At 35.7% G+C, this 18,698-nt stretch carries 16 protein-coding genes; 7 read left to right on the top strand and 9 right to left on the bottom strand.

The annotated features are described in order from the left end of the window. Window positions 1–11: 11 nt before the first annotated feature. From AC1DMU_RS16495 to AC1DMU_RS16505, 3 genes are read left to right on the top strand one after another with little or no spacing between them, the layout of a single operon-like run. Window positions 12–503: a zinc ribbon domain-containing protein gene (locus AC1DMU_RS16495; protein WP_087985935.1), complete on the top strand. Its 492-nt coding sequence runs from the start codon at window positions 12–14 to the stop codon at window positions 501–503. 5 nt (window positions 504–508) lie between these two features. Then, on the top strand, window positions 509–2,059 hold the full coding sequence (locus tag AC1DMU_RS16500; protein WP_088064830.1) for a zinc ribbon domain-containing protein: 1,551 nt from the start codon (window positions 509–511) through the stop codon (window positions 2,057–2,059). Between the two features lie 12 nt (window positions 2,060–2,071). Then, the gene (locus tag AC1DMU_RS16505) at window positions 2,072–3,454 is read left to right on the top strand and encodes a zinc ribbon domain-containing protein (protein WP_088064829.1); all 1,383 of its coding nucleotides are present in this window, start codon (window positions 2,072–2,074) and stop codon (window positions 3,452–3,454) included. A 42-nt stretch (window positions 3,455–3,496) separates the two neighbouring features. Here AC1DMU_RS16505 and AC1DMU_RS16510 read toward each other — a convergent pair whose 3' ends face one another. Continuing rightward, a complete protein-coding gene (locus AC1DMU_RS16510; protein WP_046955548.1) occupies window positions 3,497–3,799 on the bottom strand; it encodes a DUF3910 family protein in 303 nt (100 codons plus the stop codon). A 79-nt stretch (window positions 3,800–3,878) separates the two neighbouring features. Continuing rightward, window positions 3,879–4,757, bottom strand: a complete 879-nt coding sequence (locus AC1DMU_RS16515) for a cell wall-binding protein EntA (protein ID WP_046955549.1) — start codon at window positions 4,755–4,757, stop codon at window positions 3,879–3,881. Between the two features lie 664 nt (window positions 4,758–5,421). Here AC1DMU_RS16515 and opuD point away from each other — a divergent pair. Both opuD and AC1DMU_RS16525 read left to right on the top strand, forming a co-directional pair. After that, entirely contained in the window at window positions 5,422–6,939 is a 1,518-nt protein-coding gene (opuD, locus tag AC1DMU_RS16520; protein ID WP_088064827.1) for a glycine betaine transporter OpuD, read from the top strand. A gap of 282 nt (window positions 6,940–7,221) precedes the next feature. After that, the gene (locus AC1DMU_RS16525) at window positions 7,222–7,356 is read left to right on the top strand and encodes a hypothetical protein (protein ID WP_000833067.1); all 135 of its coding nucleotides are present in this window, start codon (window positions 7,222–7,224) and stop codon (window positions 7,354–7,356) included. A gap of 193 nt (window positions 7,357–7,549) precedes the next feature. Here AC1DMU_RS16525 and AC1DMU_RS16530 read toward each other — a convergent pair whose 3' ends face one another. The 6 genes from AC1DMU_RS16530 to AC1DMU_RS16555 all read right to left on the bottom strand — a co-directional run bounded on the left by AC1DMU_RS16530 (window position 7,550) and on the right by AC1DMU_RS16555 (window position 16,698). Further along, window positions 7,550–8,851 carry a glycosyltransferase family 2 protein gene (locus AC1DMU_RS16530; RefSeq protein WP_088064826.1) on the bottom strand — a complete coding sequence of 434 codons (1,302 nt, stop codon included), beginning with the start codon at window positions 8,849–8,851 and terminating at the stop codon, window positions 7,550–7,552. Continuing rightward, a complete protein-coding gene (locus AC1DMU_RS16535) occupies window positions 8,848–9,603 on the bottom strand; it encodes a diguanylate cyclase domain-containing protein (RefSeq protein ID WP_088064825.1) in 756 nt (251 codons plus the stop codon). Before AC1DMU_RS16535 ends, AC1DMU_RS16530 begins: the two co-directional genes overlap by 4 nt. A 262-nt stretch (window positions 9,604–9,865) precedes the next feature. After that, window positions 9,866–11,077 (bottom strand): NupC/NupG family nucleoside CNT transporter, encoded by a 1,212-nt coding sequence (locus AC1DMU_RS16540; RefSeq protein ID WP_088064824.1) that lies wholly within the window; start codon window positions 11,075–11,077, stop codon window positions 9,866–9,868. Window positions 11,078–11,422: 345 nt separating this feature from the next. Then, on the bottom strand, window positions 11,423–13,165 hold the full coding sequence (locus AC1DMU_RS16545; RefSeq protein ID WP_088064823.1) for a C40 family peptidase: 1,743 nt from the start codon (window positions 13,163–13,165) through the stop codon (window positions 11,423–11,425). A gap of 209 nt (window positions 13,166–13,374) precedes the next feature. After that, window positions 13,375–14,259, bottom strand: coding sequence for a D-amino-acid transaminase (locus AC1DMU_RS16550; RefSeq protein WP_088064822.1), 885 nt, complete (start codon window positions 14,257–14,259; stop codon window positions 13,375–13,377). Window positions 14,260–14,769: 510 nt separating this feature from the next. Further along, window positions 14,770–16,698 carry an LTA synthase family protein gene (locus AC1DMU_RS16555; protein ID WP_060488013.1) on the bottom strand — a complete coding sequence of 643 codons (1,929 nt, stop codon included), beginning with the start codon at window positions 16,696–16,698 and terminating at the stop codon, window positions 14,770–14,772. 545 nt (window positions 16,699–17,243) lie between these two features. Between AC1DMU_RS16555 and AC1DMU_RS16560 the strand changes: the two genes are divergently transcribed. Both AC1DMU_RS16560 and AC1DMU_RS16565 read left to right on the top strand, forming a co-directional pair. Then, window positions 17,244–17,609 carry a YkvA family protein gene (locus tag AC1DMU_RS16560; RefSeq protein ID WP_088064821.1) on the top strand — a complete coding sequence of 122 codons (366 nt, stop codon included), beginning with the start codon at window positions 17,244–17,246 and terminating at the stop codon, window positions 17,607–17,609. Window positions 17,610–17,659: 50 nt separating this feature from the next. Beyond that, window positions 17,660–18,151, top strand: coding sequence for a metal-binding protein (locus AC1DMU_RS16565; RefSeq protein ID WP_088064820.1), 492 nt, complete (start codon window positions 17,660–17,662; stop codon window positions 18,149–18,151). Window positions 18,152–18,268: 117 nt separating this feature from the next. On the opposite strand, the gene AC1DMU_RS16570 is transcribed toward AC1DMU_RS16565, so the two are convergent. Beyond that, entirely contained in the window at window positions 18,269–18,586 is a 318-nt protein-coding gene (locus AC1DMU_RS16570; protein WP_087983179.1) for a magnetosome magnetite crystal formation protein family, read from the bottom strand. Window positions 18,587–18,698: the final 112 nt, after the last annotated feature.

Here is an 18,698-nt window from a genome sequence, read left to right on the forward strand (position 1 = left end):
GGAGAAATGGTTTGTCAGATTTACAGACGAAGTTAGGCAGTGGAATGAATAAGTTACAAGAAGGAATTGAGCAAGGGAAGATGAAGTTACAAGTTGCGCAAGAAATCGCTCAACTGAAAAAAGAAATGCAAGTGCAAATGCAGAAAAAGGCAGAGGTTCTATTAGAGATTGGACAACGAGTCTACGTTCAATTAAGAGGAAACGGAGTAGATGAAGCTAGCCTACAAGAAATGATTGCTCCAGTTCAAGAATTTGATGTAGCTATTTATCAAGCAAGAAAACGCATTGTTGAACTGCAAAAGCAACAAGGCGAGAAAGCTACATGTGAATGTGGTGGACCTTTATCAATAAATGATAAGTTTTGTGGTTCGTGTGGAAAGCCTAATCCAATGTTAGCGATAGAACATGAAGGTGAAACGACAAATTGTATTTCATGTAATGAACATATCGATCAAAACTCTACTTACTGTCCAGTTTGTGGGATTAAGCAAAGTGGGGAGTGAATTAGATGTATTGTCGCACATGTGGAAATCAACATGGTGAAGAGGTAAACTATTGCCCTAACGAAGGAAGTATGGAGATTGCAGGAGCTATAGAGGCAGTAACGTTAGAACAAGATACTGCAAAATACTGCAAAGGTTGTGGCAGTGAAAATGCTCAGCAAAATTTATATTGCCAAAAGTGTGGGCATTCTTTATTTATTGTGAAGAAAAAGGAACAATCTATCAAATTGCCTACAATGGACGGTACGCCTGAAGTTAAATTTACAGCAGATAAAGCTGTTTTAAAAACAGGTTTTATTGGTGGGGCTGTTGCAAGTATTCTCATGTTAATTGCTGGTTGGATTGGTAGTGTATTATTTGCTTCTATATTAAGTGAGATGTTTAGTAAATTTGCGAAAGAATTAGAAATGTTGCCAAGCTTTTATTCGAGTGCAACTTCTACGATGTTAAGTTATCATTTACTTGGTTTTACAGCTAGCGACGATAGCGGATTGATATTTTCTTTATCATGGCATACTCCATTTACATTACTATTAATCATTCCATTTATGATTTTCGCTGGTACAGGAATTTGGTTAGGAAAGCAGCGTGTTGCAAAAACGATTAAGGATCAAATCTTTATAGCAGCAACAGTTGGTATTATTTATGGTGTCTTTTTATTCATTATAAGTTTTATAGCATCACAATCTTTCGCAATTCCATTTTCAGAAGCAGGTAAGATTACGGTTGGCTATTCAGCGATTAAGAGTTTACTGAGTGGTTTTGTGTGTGGGACATTATTTACCTTAATAGGATTTATTGCTCATACAAGCAAAAATAATATGGCAGCAGCATTTCAAGAGTTAATGCCATATGGAGCGTCTGTTTATTACGGTATTTCAGCCATGATAAAAGGACTTTTAGTAACAGCAGTAGTAGTTTGTATTATGGCGTTAGTAAATAAGGAAGACAGTATTGAACCATTAAAAGAAATAACAACTTTAAAATCTGAAAGTACATTATTAGCATTAGAGTTAACACCTCAATTATGGAGTATGGCTCATTTTGCTCCGTTAGAAGTATCAAGTCCAGCACTTAGTAAGGAGTTTACTGGAATTGGTAAGAAATCAAAATCATCTGAGAGCACATTATCGTTTTCATTTATATCAGGCATCTCTGTAAATGGCGTAGTGGTTAGAGATATAATGATTTCAAAAGGAGCAAGTCAGGAAAGCCTTGCTGAATTTGATGAAGTGAATAACGTATTCCATTACGGTTTATTACTGCTTATTATTCCATTGTTCCTTATGTTTAGAGCGGGAAGAAAGTTAGCTGAATTATCGACTGCCAATATGTATATTGCATTAGCAGTATGCAGTGGTTCTTACACAATTATGATGATTGTAATGAATATGATTTCTAAGTTCCAAATTGATGTTTCAGGGACTGTAACAAGTTTGTTTGGAACAAGTGGAACGGTATTATCTATGCAAAATTCATTTGTATATTTAACTTTGTGTAGTTTTATTGTGACATATGTAGCAGCATTTGTTGGAATGAAGTTAGCTAAAAAATAGGAGGAGAGCACGTTGAAGTTTTGTGGAACATGTAAAAAGAACGTTGCAGACCATTTGAACTTTTGTCCTGAGTGTGGGAGTAAAGTAGAAGTAATCGTCGATAACACTGCCGCTACATATACAGAAGTACAAAGCGAGACACAACCAGTGAAAAGTAAGAAAAATTTATTTTTAATTATTGGTTTCGCCATTATTATTATTATTTTATTATTTGGGGCATATAAATTTGGAGCATATAAGTTTTCAAAAGAAAAGCAAATAAATGTAATGATTGAAGCATTCCAAAAGAAAGATATTAATGCAATTGATGAGTTTGTGAAAGCAAATGATTCAAGCTTAAAGATTAAGACAGAGGATATTAAAGCGTACATGCGTTACTTAAAAGAGAACCCTTCTTACAATAAACAATTATTGTCTTATTTACAGAAAGAGACAGTAGATCAAAAGTTAACAAAGGATAAAAATTCGTTTAAAGATGGGGAAATTGTAGCAGAGGGAAAAGAGTGGTTCTTATATCCAAAGTATAAGTTTAGCATGAAATCTTATTATATGAGTGTTAGTACAACTGCAAAGAATGCAGAAATATATGTGAATGATAAAAAAGAAACAGAACTTTCTAGTGATAAAACTTCGAAAGAGTTAGGTCCATACTTCCCAGGTACGTATGTTGTCAAGGCAACAGCGAAGACAGAACTTACTGAATTAGAAACAGAGAAAGAAGTAGATTTAGCAGATGAACAGAGCGAGAAAGTGAATGTAGATTTATCGCTTGAAGGAAAGTATGTAAGCATTTCTTCTGATGAAAATGATGCAACCGTATTTGTAAATGGTAAAAAACGTGGGAAATTAAGTTATGGTAATTATAAACTGGGTCCTGTATCCACAGATGAAACAGTAGAAGTACATTTAGAGAAAACTACTGATTTTGGTGTAATAAAATCTGAAAGTGTTAAAATTGGAGACCAAAGCACGTATTACTTAAAATTCCCGAAAGAAACTTCAAGCTCAGCAGTTGGTGATTTTGTACGAAATCACATTTATAATAACGTACGTGCGATTTCATTAAATGATTTTAGTCTAATTGAAAATAATTATGATAAGAGCGGGAAATCGTATAAGGAAGACCGTGATTATATACAATATCTACACAAAAAGGGAATTACTGAAGATTTATTAACAATGGAAATTCGTAATGTAGAGCATCAAAGTGATACGAAATATAAAGTAACGACATATGAAGAGTACCATATTCGTTATGGTGATGGATCTGTGAAGTTCAAAAGTTTTAATAATGAACATATCGTTACTGTTAATGGAAATGGAAAGATATTGTACCATTCTCTTGGAGCGAATAATACGCTTAAGTCAGAGGAAGTATCTGGTCCGAACCGTTAATAAAAAAGACTATCTCATATAATTGAGATAGTCTTTTTTCGATTAGGAGCGCGTTTCCTTTAATATCGCTTGCACATATGGATCATGTAATATTTGTTCTATAATTGGTAACATGTTTTGTTCGAATGGAATATCGATAGGAAATGGTTTTTGTGAGCCGGGTTTGATTCCATATTGGACAATTTTGTAGTGTGTATTTTCTTCAAAGCTGAGCACAATTAATTTATATCGATTGTCATCGCCAGCGAGTGAAAAGTCAATGGAAGTAGCGTCGTATGTTACTTCATCTTTATATATATACGGTTTTGGTGTACCGATCCAGTCTACTTTTGCTTGTACATTCATGAACATAACCTCCTTATAGTTATTATAAAAAAATAAAAGCCAGCTCTCAACAAAGAGAACCGGCTTTAGCAGTCATTGGTTATTTTAAAATTTTCACTTTAACAGTTTTGCGTCCCCATTTTTGAGCAGCGCTATCTGATCCAAGTAGAATGTCGATACGGTTACCTTTAATTGCACCGCCAGTATCTCCAGCGATAGCTTCTCCGTAACCTTCAACCCATACTTTAGATCCTAATGGAATTACTTTCGGGTCAACAGCGATCATTTTCATGTTTGGGTTCGCTGTTAAGTCATGACCCATTGCAGTTAATACACGGCCACCGTATGTGCCACCGTTTTCGCTCGGATGAGCTGTATATGCTGTAGCTACAACTGTTAACTCACGACCACCAGAAGGTGTGCTAGTTTCAGCAGCTTTCACAGCAGGCTTAGCAGCTGGTTTTGCTTGTGCTGCAGGTGCTTGCGCTTTAGCTGGTGCTACAGTTTTAGCAGGAGCAGGTTGTTCTTGTTTTTCAATAACAGGTGCTGTACCTGTTAAGAAAGGAACGTGAACATAAGCTGTTTTCCCGTTATATTCAAATTGTAACCACTCATTTTGTACTTGGTTCGTTGTTTCGATCATATCGTCTTTCTTCAACGTTCCAAGAATTTCTGAGTTTGTGTTCGCTTCAGCACGTACGTTTAATACGTTAGCTGTTACGTAGTAGATGCTTTTTGTAAACTCTGTACTTACGAATGCGTCTTTACCATCTAAAGTGATTTTTGACCATCCGTTCTCTGTATTTTGAACATCTATTTTATTCCCGTTTAGTAATTTACCGACAACTTTTGATTCCGTAGTAGGGTTTTCGCGTACATTTAGTACGTCTGTTGTTACAACAGTTTCTGCATTAGCAGATGATGTGAAAATCCCAAGACCAAAAACTGCTGCTGTTGCTATTCCAATTAATTTTTTCATGATAGCCTCCATTGCGTTTGTTTTCGTGTCCTCATTATAGCAACAGATTTTTTCGGATTTCAGGAAAACACACAATTACAAACCATTCGTAATCAGTCGTTAACATCCTGTAATATAGCAAAAAATATAAGAAAGCGTTTTTCATTCTATATGATTAGTAGGTTTCTACTTATATTCAAAATATTTAATACAACATATTGTTTTCGGCGTAAATAAAAATGTTACAGGAGTATTACATAATGTTTACTAAACGATTACATTCCTTGAGTATTTTACCGTTTTATGGGTAATATAGTTATATAAACATAAACATTTCGTTTGTGAAACTATAAACACGTGCTATATACTAGCAAAAAAACCGCATAATTGTTACAAACAGAAAGGGTTGCAAGGAAGAAAAATGCCCTTTTTTACATCTGTAACACATCCTTTTTTGGGAAAACACATTCCCATCCGCATTTTTCTCACACAATTTGACAGCAGTATTTCGATCTTATAGCTCTCGCAGAGTAAAAAGATTATACGGAAGGTAAGGCTGTCCATAAGAATTCGAATTGGTGAAGGTGAAAGTAAGAAAATCACCGTGAAATTATAGTTTTCTATCCGATTTTACATATCGGAATTTATGTTATTTACAAAAGTGAAACCTACGAAGGGGGATTTGATGAGGAAACTGACAAAAACATTCATCGTATCATTAACATTATGTATTGCATTTACAATTTGGGGGATTATTCCCGAATCTATTATTGGAAAAGGTAGCCTAGGAAATGTAACGACTGCGATTCAAACGGTATTGGTTAGTAAGTTTGGATGGTTCTATATTATTTCTGTTTCTATTATTTTAGGTGTGTCTATCTTTTTAATTGTTTCGAAATACGGTTCTATTCGTTTAGGTAAAGATGATGATGAACCTGATTATAGTTATATGACATGGTTTGCTATGCTATTTAGCGCTGGTATGGGTATCGGTTTAGTTTTCTGGGGCGTTGCTGAACCATTAAACCATTTGTACGCACCTCCGTTTGGAGAAGGTACAACTGAGGAAAGTGCGCGCCTTGCATTACGTTTTTCATTTTTCCATTGGGGATTACATCCGTGGGGACTATATGCATTTGTAGCGCTGTGTATTGCTTACTTTACTTTTAGAAAAGGAAAAGCAAGTACAATTAGTGCGACAGTAGGTCCGTTATTCAAAGACGGGGAACATGGACGTATTGCTCATTCATTTGATGTGTTAGCTGTTTTCGCAACTGTGTTTGGTGTCGCAACATCATTAGGTCTTGGTGCGAAACAAATTGCTGGTGGTGTTAGTTATTTAACATCTATCCCGAATTCATTGCCGACACAGTTAGTTATTATTGCAATCGTAACCGTGTTATTTATGTTATCTGCGCAAACAGGTCTTGATAAAGGAATTAAATATTTAAGTAATGCGAATATTATTTTGGCGTTTGCACTTATGATTATTGTATTATTTGCAGGTCCAACAAACTTTATTATGAATTACTTCACTTCAACAATCGGTTCTTATATTCAGGAATTGCCAAGCATGAGCTTCCGCTTAAGTCCATTAGATGAAGGCGGAAACCAATGGATTCAGTCGTGGACAATTTTCTATTGGGCATGGTGGATTGCATGGTCACCATTCGTAGGTACATTTATTGCTCGTGTTTCACGAGGACGTACGATTCGTGAGTTCGTTATCGGTGTGTTACTCGTACCGACTGTAATCGGTGCGCTTTGGTTCTCTGTTTTCGGCGGGACTGGTATTCATATGGAACTGTTTGGTGATGCACATATCTTTGAAAAAATTAAAGAGATGGGAACAGAAGTAGGGTTATTCGCTATGTTTGATCAGATGGGAAGCTTTGGATCGGCTTTATCTGTTCTAGCTATTCTTCTTATTTCTACATTCTTTATTACATCTGCAGATTCTGCGACATTCGTTTTAGGAATGTTAACGACACATGGTAGTTTAAATCCACCAAACCGCATTAAAATGATCTGGGGTATCGTTCTAGCAGCGTTAGCTTCTATCTTATTATATGTAGGGGGATTAGAAGCCTTACAAACGGCAGCTATCATTGCAGCATTCCCATTCGTCTTCGTTATTTTCTTTATGATGGCAGCATTGTTTAAAGAGTTACAAAAAGAAGGGCGTATGAAGCGTCATAAATAATAGAAGGAAAAAGAGCTGATTTTGTATCAGCTCTTTTTTATATAGAAGGAATTCTAATTGCAAGTCAGGGAAATAAAATACTTTACTATGTGAGTAGTATGCCTTTTATACGAAGAAAAATCGATACATTTCGACAATGTTCGATATCTTGCGGATTCTATTTGTATTTTTGACAAAAAATTGTCGGAAATGTGTTGTCACGTTTATGTATATGTGCTATATTATTTCCTGTAAGCGATTTCAAATAGTTTTAAAGCGCATTCAAGGGGGACATCTAGAATAATGAAACGTTACGAAAGAAAGTGGAAGCATATTTGTTTGAAACGTGTGGCACATCGTAGTGTCCAAGAAAGCACGGAACCTAAGACTGAAACGCGCAAAGAACAGCAAGAGAAGCAATTGGTTCTACAAAAATAGCAATCACTTTTTCGTATATAAATGAAGGTCAATCGTTCGTTGGGGGATGGACGTGAAATTACTTTCAGCTAAGGGGTATTGTCTGATATATATAATTTATACGGCAATAAATCAGCACAGAGCATACGGCGCTCTGTGCTGATTTTTATTTACAAAATAAAAATCAGTGGGAGTTCTCCCACTGATTAAAGTTTTACTTTTCTTTTTTGAATCGAACTGTTTTATCCCAGCCAATGACTTGTTTCTTGCTCTTTGCACGTAAGTATAAAATTAAGCTGCGAATGAATAAGTACGTAAAGAGCTGTGCGTACGTAAAGTACATGATAACACTAATAAAAATATTAGTTGGTGTAAAGGTTCGTTCCACACTCTGGGCACTAAATAATTGAGAAATATATGTAATATATGCGACATACCACATAAATAGTAGCGGAATGCTATATTGAATTTGGAATATCCCGAGTAAGCCAATTACAAACCAAACGTTCGAGATGATTAAGAATAGCCAAAATACAACATACACTAAAACTTGTTGTAAGGAATGGACGAGAAGTTTTCCTTTAAAGAAACTTAAGGAAGAAAACATTTTTTCTAAAATGTACAAGTTCCCTTGGAGCCAACGTGTACGCTGCTTAATAAGGATTTTTAAATGCTCAGGTTCTTGTTCCCATGTAATTGATTCTGGAACGATCGGTAAGAGATAGCCTTTTTGTGTAATTCGTAATGTTAATTCAGCGTCTTCTGCAATTGCATACGGGTCATAGCCGCCAAGTTCTTCTAATGCAGAGCGACGAAGAAGCATATTTGTTCCTGTTAGTGAACCTGTTTGGAATAGTAACCAGCGTCCTGATTGCATAAGGAGCTGGAAGATTTGAAATTCTAATGAAATCATTCGTGTTAGCCAGTTTCTGTTTTCATTTACAGTACGAACGTGACCAACAGCTCCAACAGCATCCTCGGTTGTTTCAGCGTGTTCTACAAGCATTCGCAGTGCATGTGGTTCAGGCTGGTTATCTGCATCATACACACAGAAGTATTCACCATCTGAAATACTAAGACCGTAGTTTAATACACGCGATTTCCCTTTTGGTTCACCCGCTGGAACACGAATGTGACGAATATGAGCATAAGCTTTGTCAAAATCGTCACCAATTTCAGGTGTCTCATCTTGAGAGTTATCGTTTAATAAATAAACAGTTAGTTTACCTGGATATTCAATCTTTGCCATCGCCTCTAAAGTATCTTTAATAACGACCCCTTCATTGTGGGCTGGTATTAAAATGTCGACGCTTGGATAATGTTCTAGCGTACGATCTTTTCGTTTACTATTTCGGTGAACTAAACCTGCGAGTGTTAAGAAAGAATAGTAAACAAGTAAGGCAGAGAATAGAAAGGCTGTAAAGATAAGTATATACTTAATCGAAAATGTGATACTAATCCAAAAAACGAGTACGCAAAACAGAAGGAATAAAAGCAGTATAACGAGTGTCATCATAATAACGTCTTTCCTTTGTTCCCAATTTGCTCGCGTGAAATTTGTATATCTTGGATCGCTTCAGCAGCAAGCCATTGCTCCATTTTTGGCTTTAGACGGCTCATTACAATGTCAGCACCGGCTTCATTTGTGTTTTGTAATAAAATAACTAGCTTATTATTATCGTATTCAGCAGCAAGATCAAAGTCATCTCTTATCGTTTCAACTAATAATGAAGCTACACGGTTCATAACACTTTCCTTCGTATATTTACTAAAGGAATTGAAATCAAAGTAAATAATAATACCTGTTTCGTTACGACGATTCATTGCAGTGATTAATAATGCTTGTCGTCTTTCGAATTCTTGTCTTGTTAATAATTTTGATTCTCCAATGTATTGTTCTAACGTTCTCACACGTTTGGTTAATTCTTGATTTTCATGAATAACCTTCTTTAATAAATGAGTTGAGATATATACGATGAAGAAGTTTGCTGCCATTAGGAAGTGAGTAATAATGTATTCCCATTGTTCCGATGTACTCCATAAGTAAAGCCATGCTTGGTAGAACAGATAGAATACCGAAGTAATGGTTCCTAATATAAAAAGAACAAATGCGGTTTTATCAGTCAATAATAGAAATAGTACATTAACAATTACATATATAATTGTAAAAATGAGAGCATGCTCATATTGCGTTACATGTACAGTTGTAAAATAAAATAAAATTTGTAAAATCCACATAGAGAGGACTTTATAGAAGTTATTTTTCACAAAACTTTCCTCCTTAAAGGTAATTCATGCAAGGATACTTGTAGTATGCACAATTATTAAGAAATAGACCGGATGACTAGATTCTTTTGGAGAGAGCAACAACAAGTAGTATCTCTCTTTTGCAAGAAAAAATAAACAGACTTACTAATTATTGTATCATAATGTTCTTATATTTAAGCATAAAGTATTTAATATATATCGAAAAAATATACAACATATAATAAAAAGCCCCCTCTTTAGAAAGAGGAGACTTTGCATCATTTTATAGGAACATCATACCTGCAACTGCTGCATTTAAGAAGTTTGCTAATGTACCAGCGATAACTGCTTTAATCCCTAACTGTGCAATTTGTTTACGGCGAGTAGGAGCTAATGTTCCTGTTACACCTAATTGAATTGCGATAGAAGAGAAGTTTGCGAATCCACAGATTGCGAATGTTAAAATTAAGTTTGTTTTTGCAGAGAACTCTGCCATGTGTGGTCCTAAGTTTGCGTATGCAACGAATTCGTTGATTGCAAGTTTTTGACCGATAAAGCTTGCTGCTTGTATAGCTTCACCAGGAGAAACCCCGATTAAGATTGCAAATGGTGATAGTAAGTAACCGAAGATTAAATCAAGGCTAAGTTTAATATGGAACAGAGAGCCAATTAATCCTAACAGACCATTTAATAAAGCGATTAATGCGATGAAAGCCATTAACATTGCTGCTACGTTAATAACAAGTTGCATACCTTCAGATGCACCACGTGCTGCTGCGTCAATAACATTTGCATCTTCACGTTCTGTAGAAAGTTCAACGTTATTATCTACTTTTTCTGTTTCTGGCATAATTAGTTTCGCAATTAATAAACTTGATGGAGCTGCCATAATTGCTGCTGCTAATAAGTGTTCTAACGGAATACCCATTGCTGCATAGCCGACAAGAACTGATCCGGCAACAGCTGTCATACCGCTTACCATAATAGTGAAGAATTCACTATTTGTTAAACGTGCTAAGTAAGGTTTGATTAAGATTGGAGCTTCAGTTTGTCCTAAAAATACAGTTGTTACTGAGTTTAAACTTTCTGCTTTAGAAGTTCCAAGAAGTTTACTTAATGCGCCACCAACGACACTAACAAATCTCTGCATAATACCGAAATGATATAAGATTGCAACTAATGAACTAATAAATACGATTGGAAGTAGTGCTTGAATGAAGAAAACAAATCCCCAAGGGCCTTTTGCGTTGACTAAATCCCCAGCAACGAACTTAATTCCCTCGTAAGAAAAATTAATTAATCCTTGAACGCCATCTGCAGCGTATTTTAAACCTGCTTTTCCGGCATCCCATCGTAATACGATAAATGAAAATGACATTTGTAATGCTAGCGCGATTAAAATTGTGCGCCAATTAATAGCTTTGCGGTTGGAAGATAGTAAGAAAGCAATTGCTAATACTCCAATCACGCCGCCAATTCCCCATAAAAGATTCATGCAGTGTATGCTCCTTCCTCATAGTAAAAAAGTGTATAAACCAGTTGTCTATACGTTTACGAATATAACATCTTAAGTAACTTATCATAATGGACATCGGAGGTCAAACGTCTAACGAAAAGTTTAAATAAAAAGAAAATTCTTTAAAAAAACACATATAAAATGATTAGACATGAAATAGGTTATGTTTTTTATGTAAAAATATACATTATGATAACGTTATGGAGTGTTTTTGTAGAATATAGTGTATGAAATAGGGAAATAGATACATTATTTTTTCGGGGATATAGGTGACATATATTAAAAAGAGCCTTCTAGTAATCTAGAAGGCTCTAAAAATATAACTTAAGGTGCTTTTGTGTATCCTAAGAAATGGCTCTTCCAATAAGAGTTACTTAATGAAGCGATTGCTACACCTTTATCTCCGGCTTGGATAAATGATCCGCCCCCAAGGTAAATACCCATATGAGAAGGACCTGCTTTATAAGTATCTTTGAAATAAATTAAGTCACCTGGTTGTGGATTTGAAGTTTGTGGTAGGCTACCCCAATATCCTGCAACACTTTGACGACTAATGTTATGACCAAATTTCTTAAATACGTGGTAGATGTAACCACTGCAGTCAACACCAGTAGCAGAAGTACCACCCCAAACGTATGGTACGCCTTGCATTCCTTTTGCATATGCAAGTATGGAAGAACTATCACCACTATTATTGCCTGTATTATTGTTGTTATTGTTTTGATTGTTATTTTGGTTGTTGTTAGGCTTATTATCTACCGCGCCACCAACTGGTGTTTTAGAAAGGTAACGTGTTCCGATGTAACCAGTTTGACCGTTGTAGTTAATTTTGCTCCATCCAGAGTTTTCAGAGATTACTTGAACCTTCTGTCCTTGTGGAAGTGCCCCTATGATTCTATAATTTGTACCTTCGCCGCTACGTACGTTTAGTGCAGAAGCATTAATGTAGTAGTCACCAATTGCACCTTGATCAGGTTGTTTTGGTTGTTCAGGAGTAGCAGAGCCACCTTTAACGAATTTTACAAACTCGCTACTAACGAAGCCTGTTTTTCCTTGATAGTTTACTTTAAACCAACCGTTTTCAGATCCAACTACGTTTAATGTAGTACCATTTAACACGCCACCAATTACACTATGGTAAGCAGCAGGGCCTGTACGAACGCGTAGAGATGTTGCGTTAACAACGTAAGTACCGCCAGTTTGAACAGTTACATTATTGTTTTGTTCTTGTTTGTTATCTTGGTTGTTTCCTTGTGTAACGTTGTCGTTAGAACCGCCTTTTGTTACGTAGTCTTTGCTTACGTAAGCAGTTTGTCCTGCATAATTGATTTTGAACCAATCTTGAACTTCTCCAACAACTTGCACAACTTGTCCTTTTGTAACAGAAGCTACAGTTGTATGAGAAGTGCTAGGACCTGTACGAACACGTAGGGAAGATACATTTACTGTATAGTTTCCGCTTGCTGGTTTTACAGATTCTTGGTTGTTATTATTTGTATTGTTGTTTGAAGAACCTGCATTAGAAGAAACGCCAGATACGAATTCGCCACTTACATAACCTACTTGTCCATTATGGTTGATTTTCACCCAACCATTTTCTTGGCCGACAACGTTTAACGTTTGTCCTGCATATACACGCCCAGAAACAGAACTAGAAGTGTTAGGAGCTGTACGCACACGTAATACATCGGCAGTAACTTTATTGTTCCCACCTGTTGTACTTACATTAGAATTGCTTGCTCCATTTTTTGATACAAATTCGCCACTAACAAATCCTGTTTTTCCATTAATGTTAATTTTGAACCAACCATTTTCTTCGCCAATCACATTTAATGATTGACCGTTATAAACACGCGAGATGATGTCGTGAGAAGTACTTGATCCTGCACGAACATGTAATACGCTAGTGTTTACCGTATAAGATGAGCTGTTTGATGCGGAAGCTTGGACAGTTTGTGTAGCAGCTTTTTGTGTATTTTGTTCAGGGGCAGCTTGAACACTATCAAGTGTAGGTGCTGCTCCTCCTGCTACAGACACTGCCGCAAGACCGGCAAGGTATTTTTTCATAATTTGTCGATTCCTTTCTGTCTGTAATATAGTGAAGAAATATTTACCAACTGTTAAAAATTCTAAAGAGCATGTCGATTACTGTCAAGACTTATGCGGGAATCTGAATATGACAAAAAGATTACAAGAAAAAATCAAGGCATAAATTACACCTTGATTTCCATTTAAATACATATATTGAATGTAGAAAGGTTAGAAATTATTCGCGTTTAAGAAGATGACATATTGGATTGTAACAAGCTTTGAGAAAAGGATCTTTGCAACATTTTTGTGATAGGGCCAACTTGACCATCTTGGATGGCAGTTCCATCAAGGTGAGTCATCGGCAAAATTTCAATCGTCGTTCCTGTAAAGAAACATTCATCCGCTTGATAAACATCGCGAATGCTAAACAGTTCTTCTTTTACTGGAATGCGAAGGGTTTTCGCTAAAGAAAGGACATACTGACGAATGATGCCATTTAAAATAAGGTGATTGGCTGGATGTGTGTAGAGAGTTCCGTTTTTTATGAGAAAGAAATTAGAACAGCTTCCCTCAGTTACAGTACCATTTCGTACGAAAAGAGCCTCTTTACAACCTTTACGTTCAGCTTTCGTAGCGGCTAATACATTGGGTAATAAATTTAATGATTTGATATCACAGCGTAGCCAGCGGGTATCTGGTTCTGATATAGCACGTACACCATATTCAATCCATAACGCGGGTCTTTCTTTCTTCGTAATATAGGCATAGATTGTCGGCGGGACGTCATATGAGAATGTGTGGGTACGAGCTTGTACACCACGAGATACTTGTAAATAAATCGTTCCATCTTCGTAGAAATTATTATTTTCAATTAGTTTGTAAAGTAGGATAATAAGTTCTGCTTTTGAGAAAGGGAGTGATAATTCTATTTCTTCCATGGAGCGATATAATCTTGTGATATGCGGATCTAATAAGTGAAAGTTCCCTTTATATAGGCGAATAACTTCGTAGACACCATCTCCAAACTGCAAGCCTCTTTCTTCAAGTTCTATGTACGCGCGATGTTTTGTTGTATCAATAACTGCATCATTCCATAGTACAAATTTTTCGTATGCCAATTTCTGTCCCATCCTTTCGTAAGTGCATAAGTAAAGTGAAGCTTTCATTCATTTGGAATAAAAACCACTATAGTAATTTTTATGTGAGTACTTCTTTACATATGACGTATATGTATTTGTAAATGGTAGAGAAGTAGTAGGGATTTACAGCATTTTGTATATACAAATTCGAAAATGAGAAATAAGAATCCTGCTTTTGAATAAAAAAAAGCAACATTCTTATGGAATGCTGCACAAGGAGGGTAGCTATCTTTCATAGGGACATCGTCTTATTGAATGTTTTGTGTATGGAAACAAAACATATTGAAAGACAATTATAAGAAAGTAGAAATAAACGATTCATATATTTCTTTAAGGGATCTTATTACAGATGAGAGATAAGAAATATATAGAACCTTGCTTACATATTTTATTATAGAGATGTTTCGTTAATCCTATGTGAATATTTGGTAAAGGTTATGTAATGTTAAAGTTAATGAATATAAGTGATTGTATGGAGAAATATAAAAAAAGAGGCTGAGATTACTCAGCGCTCTTCTTTTCTTCTTTAATAGCTGTCTTTACTTCACCGGTTTTGGTCTTATTACTTTCAGAGAAGCGAAGTAAGTCACCTTCAATGATTTTGTCAGACATGTTCAATTCATTTTGGGCACGATCAATGAGTGGTTGAGATTCTTCTTTTGGTAATTGTACAACTTCGCTAGTAGTACGGTCGTAGAATGTACTGTTCGTGTACATGTACTTATCTGTAACGAAGCTACCGTCACGAAGAACAACGAATCCCTTATTATCAGGTGAGAATACATCATGACCGAATTGAACTTGATTCGTAGAATCTACACCAAGTAAGTTTAGAATTGTTGGTTTAATGTCAATTTCACCAGTTGGTTTTGAAATTGTTTTACCTTCTTTTTGACCTGGAACGTGAATAAACATCGGTGTTTTTTGTAAGTTCATATGGTCAAATGCAGTGATTTCTTCTTTTCCTAAGAACTGTGCCATTGCACGGTTATGGTTTTCAGAAATACCGTAGTGATCACCGTAGAATACGATAACTGAGTTGTCGTAAATGCCTTCTGCTTTTAGACGCTCAATAAAGTGTTTCATTGCTTCGTCTAAATAGCGAGCAGTTACCATGTAACGGTCAAATACGCCATCACCAGAATTGTATTCATCGATTAATTTCGTGCTGTCATCATAAGTGAATGGGTAATGGTTTGTTAAAGTAAGGAAGCGAGTATAGAACGGTTGCTTCACTTCTTTTAACATATCGATAGATTGATCGAAGTATTCGATATCTTTTAATCCCCAATTTAATTTCGTTTCTGGCGTAATCTTGTAGTCAAGCTCGTTGTAGTAACGATCATAACCAAGTGCCGGATACATAATGTTACGGTTCCAGAATGTTGCGTTGTTCGCGTGGAATACTGATGTATGGTATCCTTGCTCACGTAAAATTTCTGGAGTTGCTGTATATTCGTTATTACCGTGTGTGAAGAATACAGCACCACGATCTAATGGATACATTGAAGTATCTACTAAGAATTCAGCATCAGATGTTTTTCCTTGCCCAGTTTGGTGGAAGAAGTTATCAAAGTAATAACTTTCTTTCGTAAATTGGTTTAAGAATGGTGTAACTTCTTGTCCGTTAACTGTTGCACCAATTAAGAATGTTTGTAATGACTCAAGAGAGACAACAATTACGTTTTTCCCTTTTGCCGTACCAAACATATTTGGATCTGGTTTGCTTTGCGTTGTTTTTACGTAGTTCTCTGTTTCCTGTAATTTACTACCGTCAGCAAAAGCTTTTTGTGAACTTGATTTTGCTTGTAAGCCAAGATCATACACTTGGTGTACATATAAACCTAAGTTTTTAACAAGCATAACGCGGTCGAATGAACGTGTTAATAGTTCGGGACGCTCAGCTTCTGCAAGTCCTAAGTTTGCGAAGAAAATAGCAACTGTTGACACGAAGTATAGGGAACGCATTGGGCGTGCTACACGTTCTGTCGGTGCAAAATTCTTCATCTTCTTCAATAAAATGAAGAATACAATAATATCAGCAAATGCAAGGATAATTTTGTAGTTAAACAATTCTTTCACACTAGAACCTAAACTTCCAAAGTTAGATGTTTGTCCTAGTACTGGTAAAGTAACGAAGTCATTGTAGAATCCGTAGAACATTACGTTACCAACAAGAACGATTGTTAAAACAAAATTAATTCCAAGTGCTATATAGTTACGTTTTTTCCCTTTTGCAAATAATGCAAGACCAACAAGCAGTAATGATGCTGCTAATGGGCTAAGGAATAAAATGAATTCTTGCATGAAAGATTCAAGTTTTAAATCAAAGCTTGTGCGTGTAATAAGGTACGTCTTCAGCCATAAAGCTAAAGCTACGAATACAGTGAAACGCACATTTTGAAATTGTGATTTCAAGGTTTCTTTCATTCATTTCCACCCTTTCTCTATCAGGCTTGGTCGATTTTGGAGCGAAAAATGCTAAAATAAAAAATACATAGTTTTCTTGGCCATAATTAGAGGTTCTATATTCACCCATATACGACTATAACTATGCATACCCTTTTGGTTTCTTGTGCTGCTCATAAGCATAACGTCATTTCTGTATTATACAACAAAATTCATTTCTGAGAAACACTATAACATTTTACATTTTTTGTATGAGATTTGTCACTACCAGAGAAAACTTTAACATTCGTTTATATGTCCGTCAACTAGAAAATATAACAAAGGTAGAGCAGAATGTTCAGTGAAAGTGAAAATTTTTTTGTTGAGAAATAAGAAATGACAATGGGTGAGTGGTTATCTAGAAACCTATTATATGAAGGGAAGTATGTAAAAATTAACGAACACTTGTTCTTTTTTAGTTTGTTTGTTACAATGAAAGTTCATTGATAGATTATGTGTAATTTTGATGAACTTTTACTGATAACATATTGTAGCTTATTTCTTTAAAAAAATAGGGAGGCTTTTACATGGAACAAAAATTTTCAGTTGAAGCGTTTTGGAAGAAAGTAAAACATGTTGCAAAGCAAGCAGGGCAGTCGGTCATTTATGCAAGTTTATTATTGTTTTACGTTTTGCAAAGACCTGATGTTCCAAAGCGAGTGAAAATTATTGTGATTGGAGCACTTGCTTATTTTATTGCACCAATTGATGCCATCCCAGATTTCATTGCTGGAGTTGGTTATACAGATGATTTAGGGGCGTTAATGGCTGCTCTATTACAAGCGTCGTTATACGTCAATGAAGAGGTGAAAGATAAGGCACGAGTGAAGTTGGCAGAATGGTTTGGTTCGGATATAGACACATCCTTTATCGATCAGAAATTAGATCAGTAGGTGAGAACTGTCATATGGTGACAGGGCGAACGTAAGCGAGGAAGTGCATTATGCCATCAGGAAGAACGCATACGAAAATAAACTTAATATCCCTTCCGGTTGTTTTGTTTATGCTCTTTTCGTATGGATTAACAGACTTGGATTTTTTATTAACTTTTGCAATTGGCTTTTTAGTAGGTACTTCATTTTTAACGCCGGATTTAGATACATATAGTAATGCGTATAATAAATGGGGGTTCCTACGTATATTTTGGTATCCGTATAAGAAGGTCATGCCGCATCGATCCTTCTTTACACATACAATTATACTTGGTGATGTGATTCGTATTGCATACATGTTAATTGTGTTTTCTCCGTTTTTATTCCTATTAAATGTAATCGCGCTTGATGGGAATTTAATAGAAATTGCGAAGGAACATGAGGTTGAAATTGTAACGTTCGTAATGGGAATTATTGTAGCAAGTACGCTTCACATTATAGCGGATAAAGTGAATACGCGCCGCAAAAAAATGATGAGAAAAAAGAAGAAACGCAGAAGATAAAAAAACCGTCCCAAAAAGTATTTTGGGACGGTTTTTTCTTATTAAAAGATTGTCGTATCGCCGATAAAATTTCATTTATTATGATGCGTACTGTTTTAATCAAACGTTTGTTTAAACTTAAGCTTTCAGCACTTTAATACCTTTTACGATGTTCCAAATGAAGTAGTATAAGCTAATAATGCCACAAATACATAAGACAATCATTGCTCCAATTCCAAGTGTTACGTCTGGTTGATTCGATCCGATACCCATAATTCCTAGAATAATAAATCCAATAAATGACGCGATGCTTGGAATGATGTGTGTCCATAGAGCGCGTTTTGCGTGCGGTTTCGTTTCAGAATCGCCCACAATCCACACAATGATAGGGAATAAGATAGGGGCAAATAATACACTAAAGTATGATAAAGCTGCTAATATTTTGTTTCCGTTCATATATATCACCTCATAAATAATATCCGTTTTTATACCTTTATTATGCAGGAAATGTAGCGAGCTTCCTATCGATGAACATTACAAGAACGTGACGTTTTTGTAAGATTCTTAT

It is taken from the genome of Bacillus sp. 01N45, assembly GCF_056399205.1.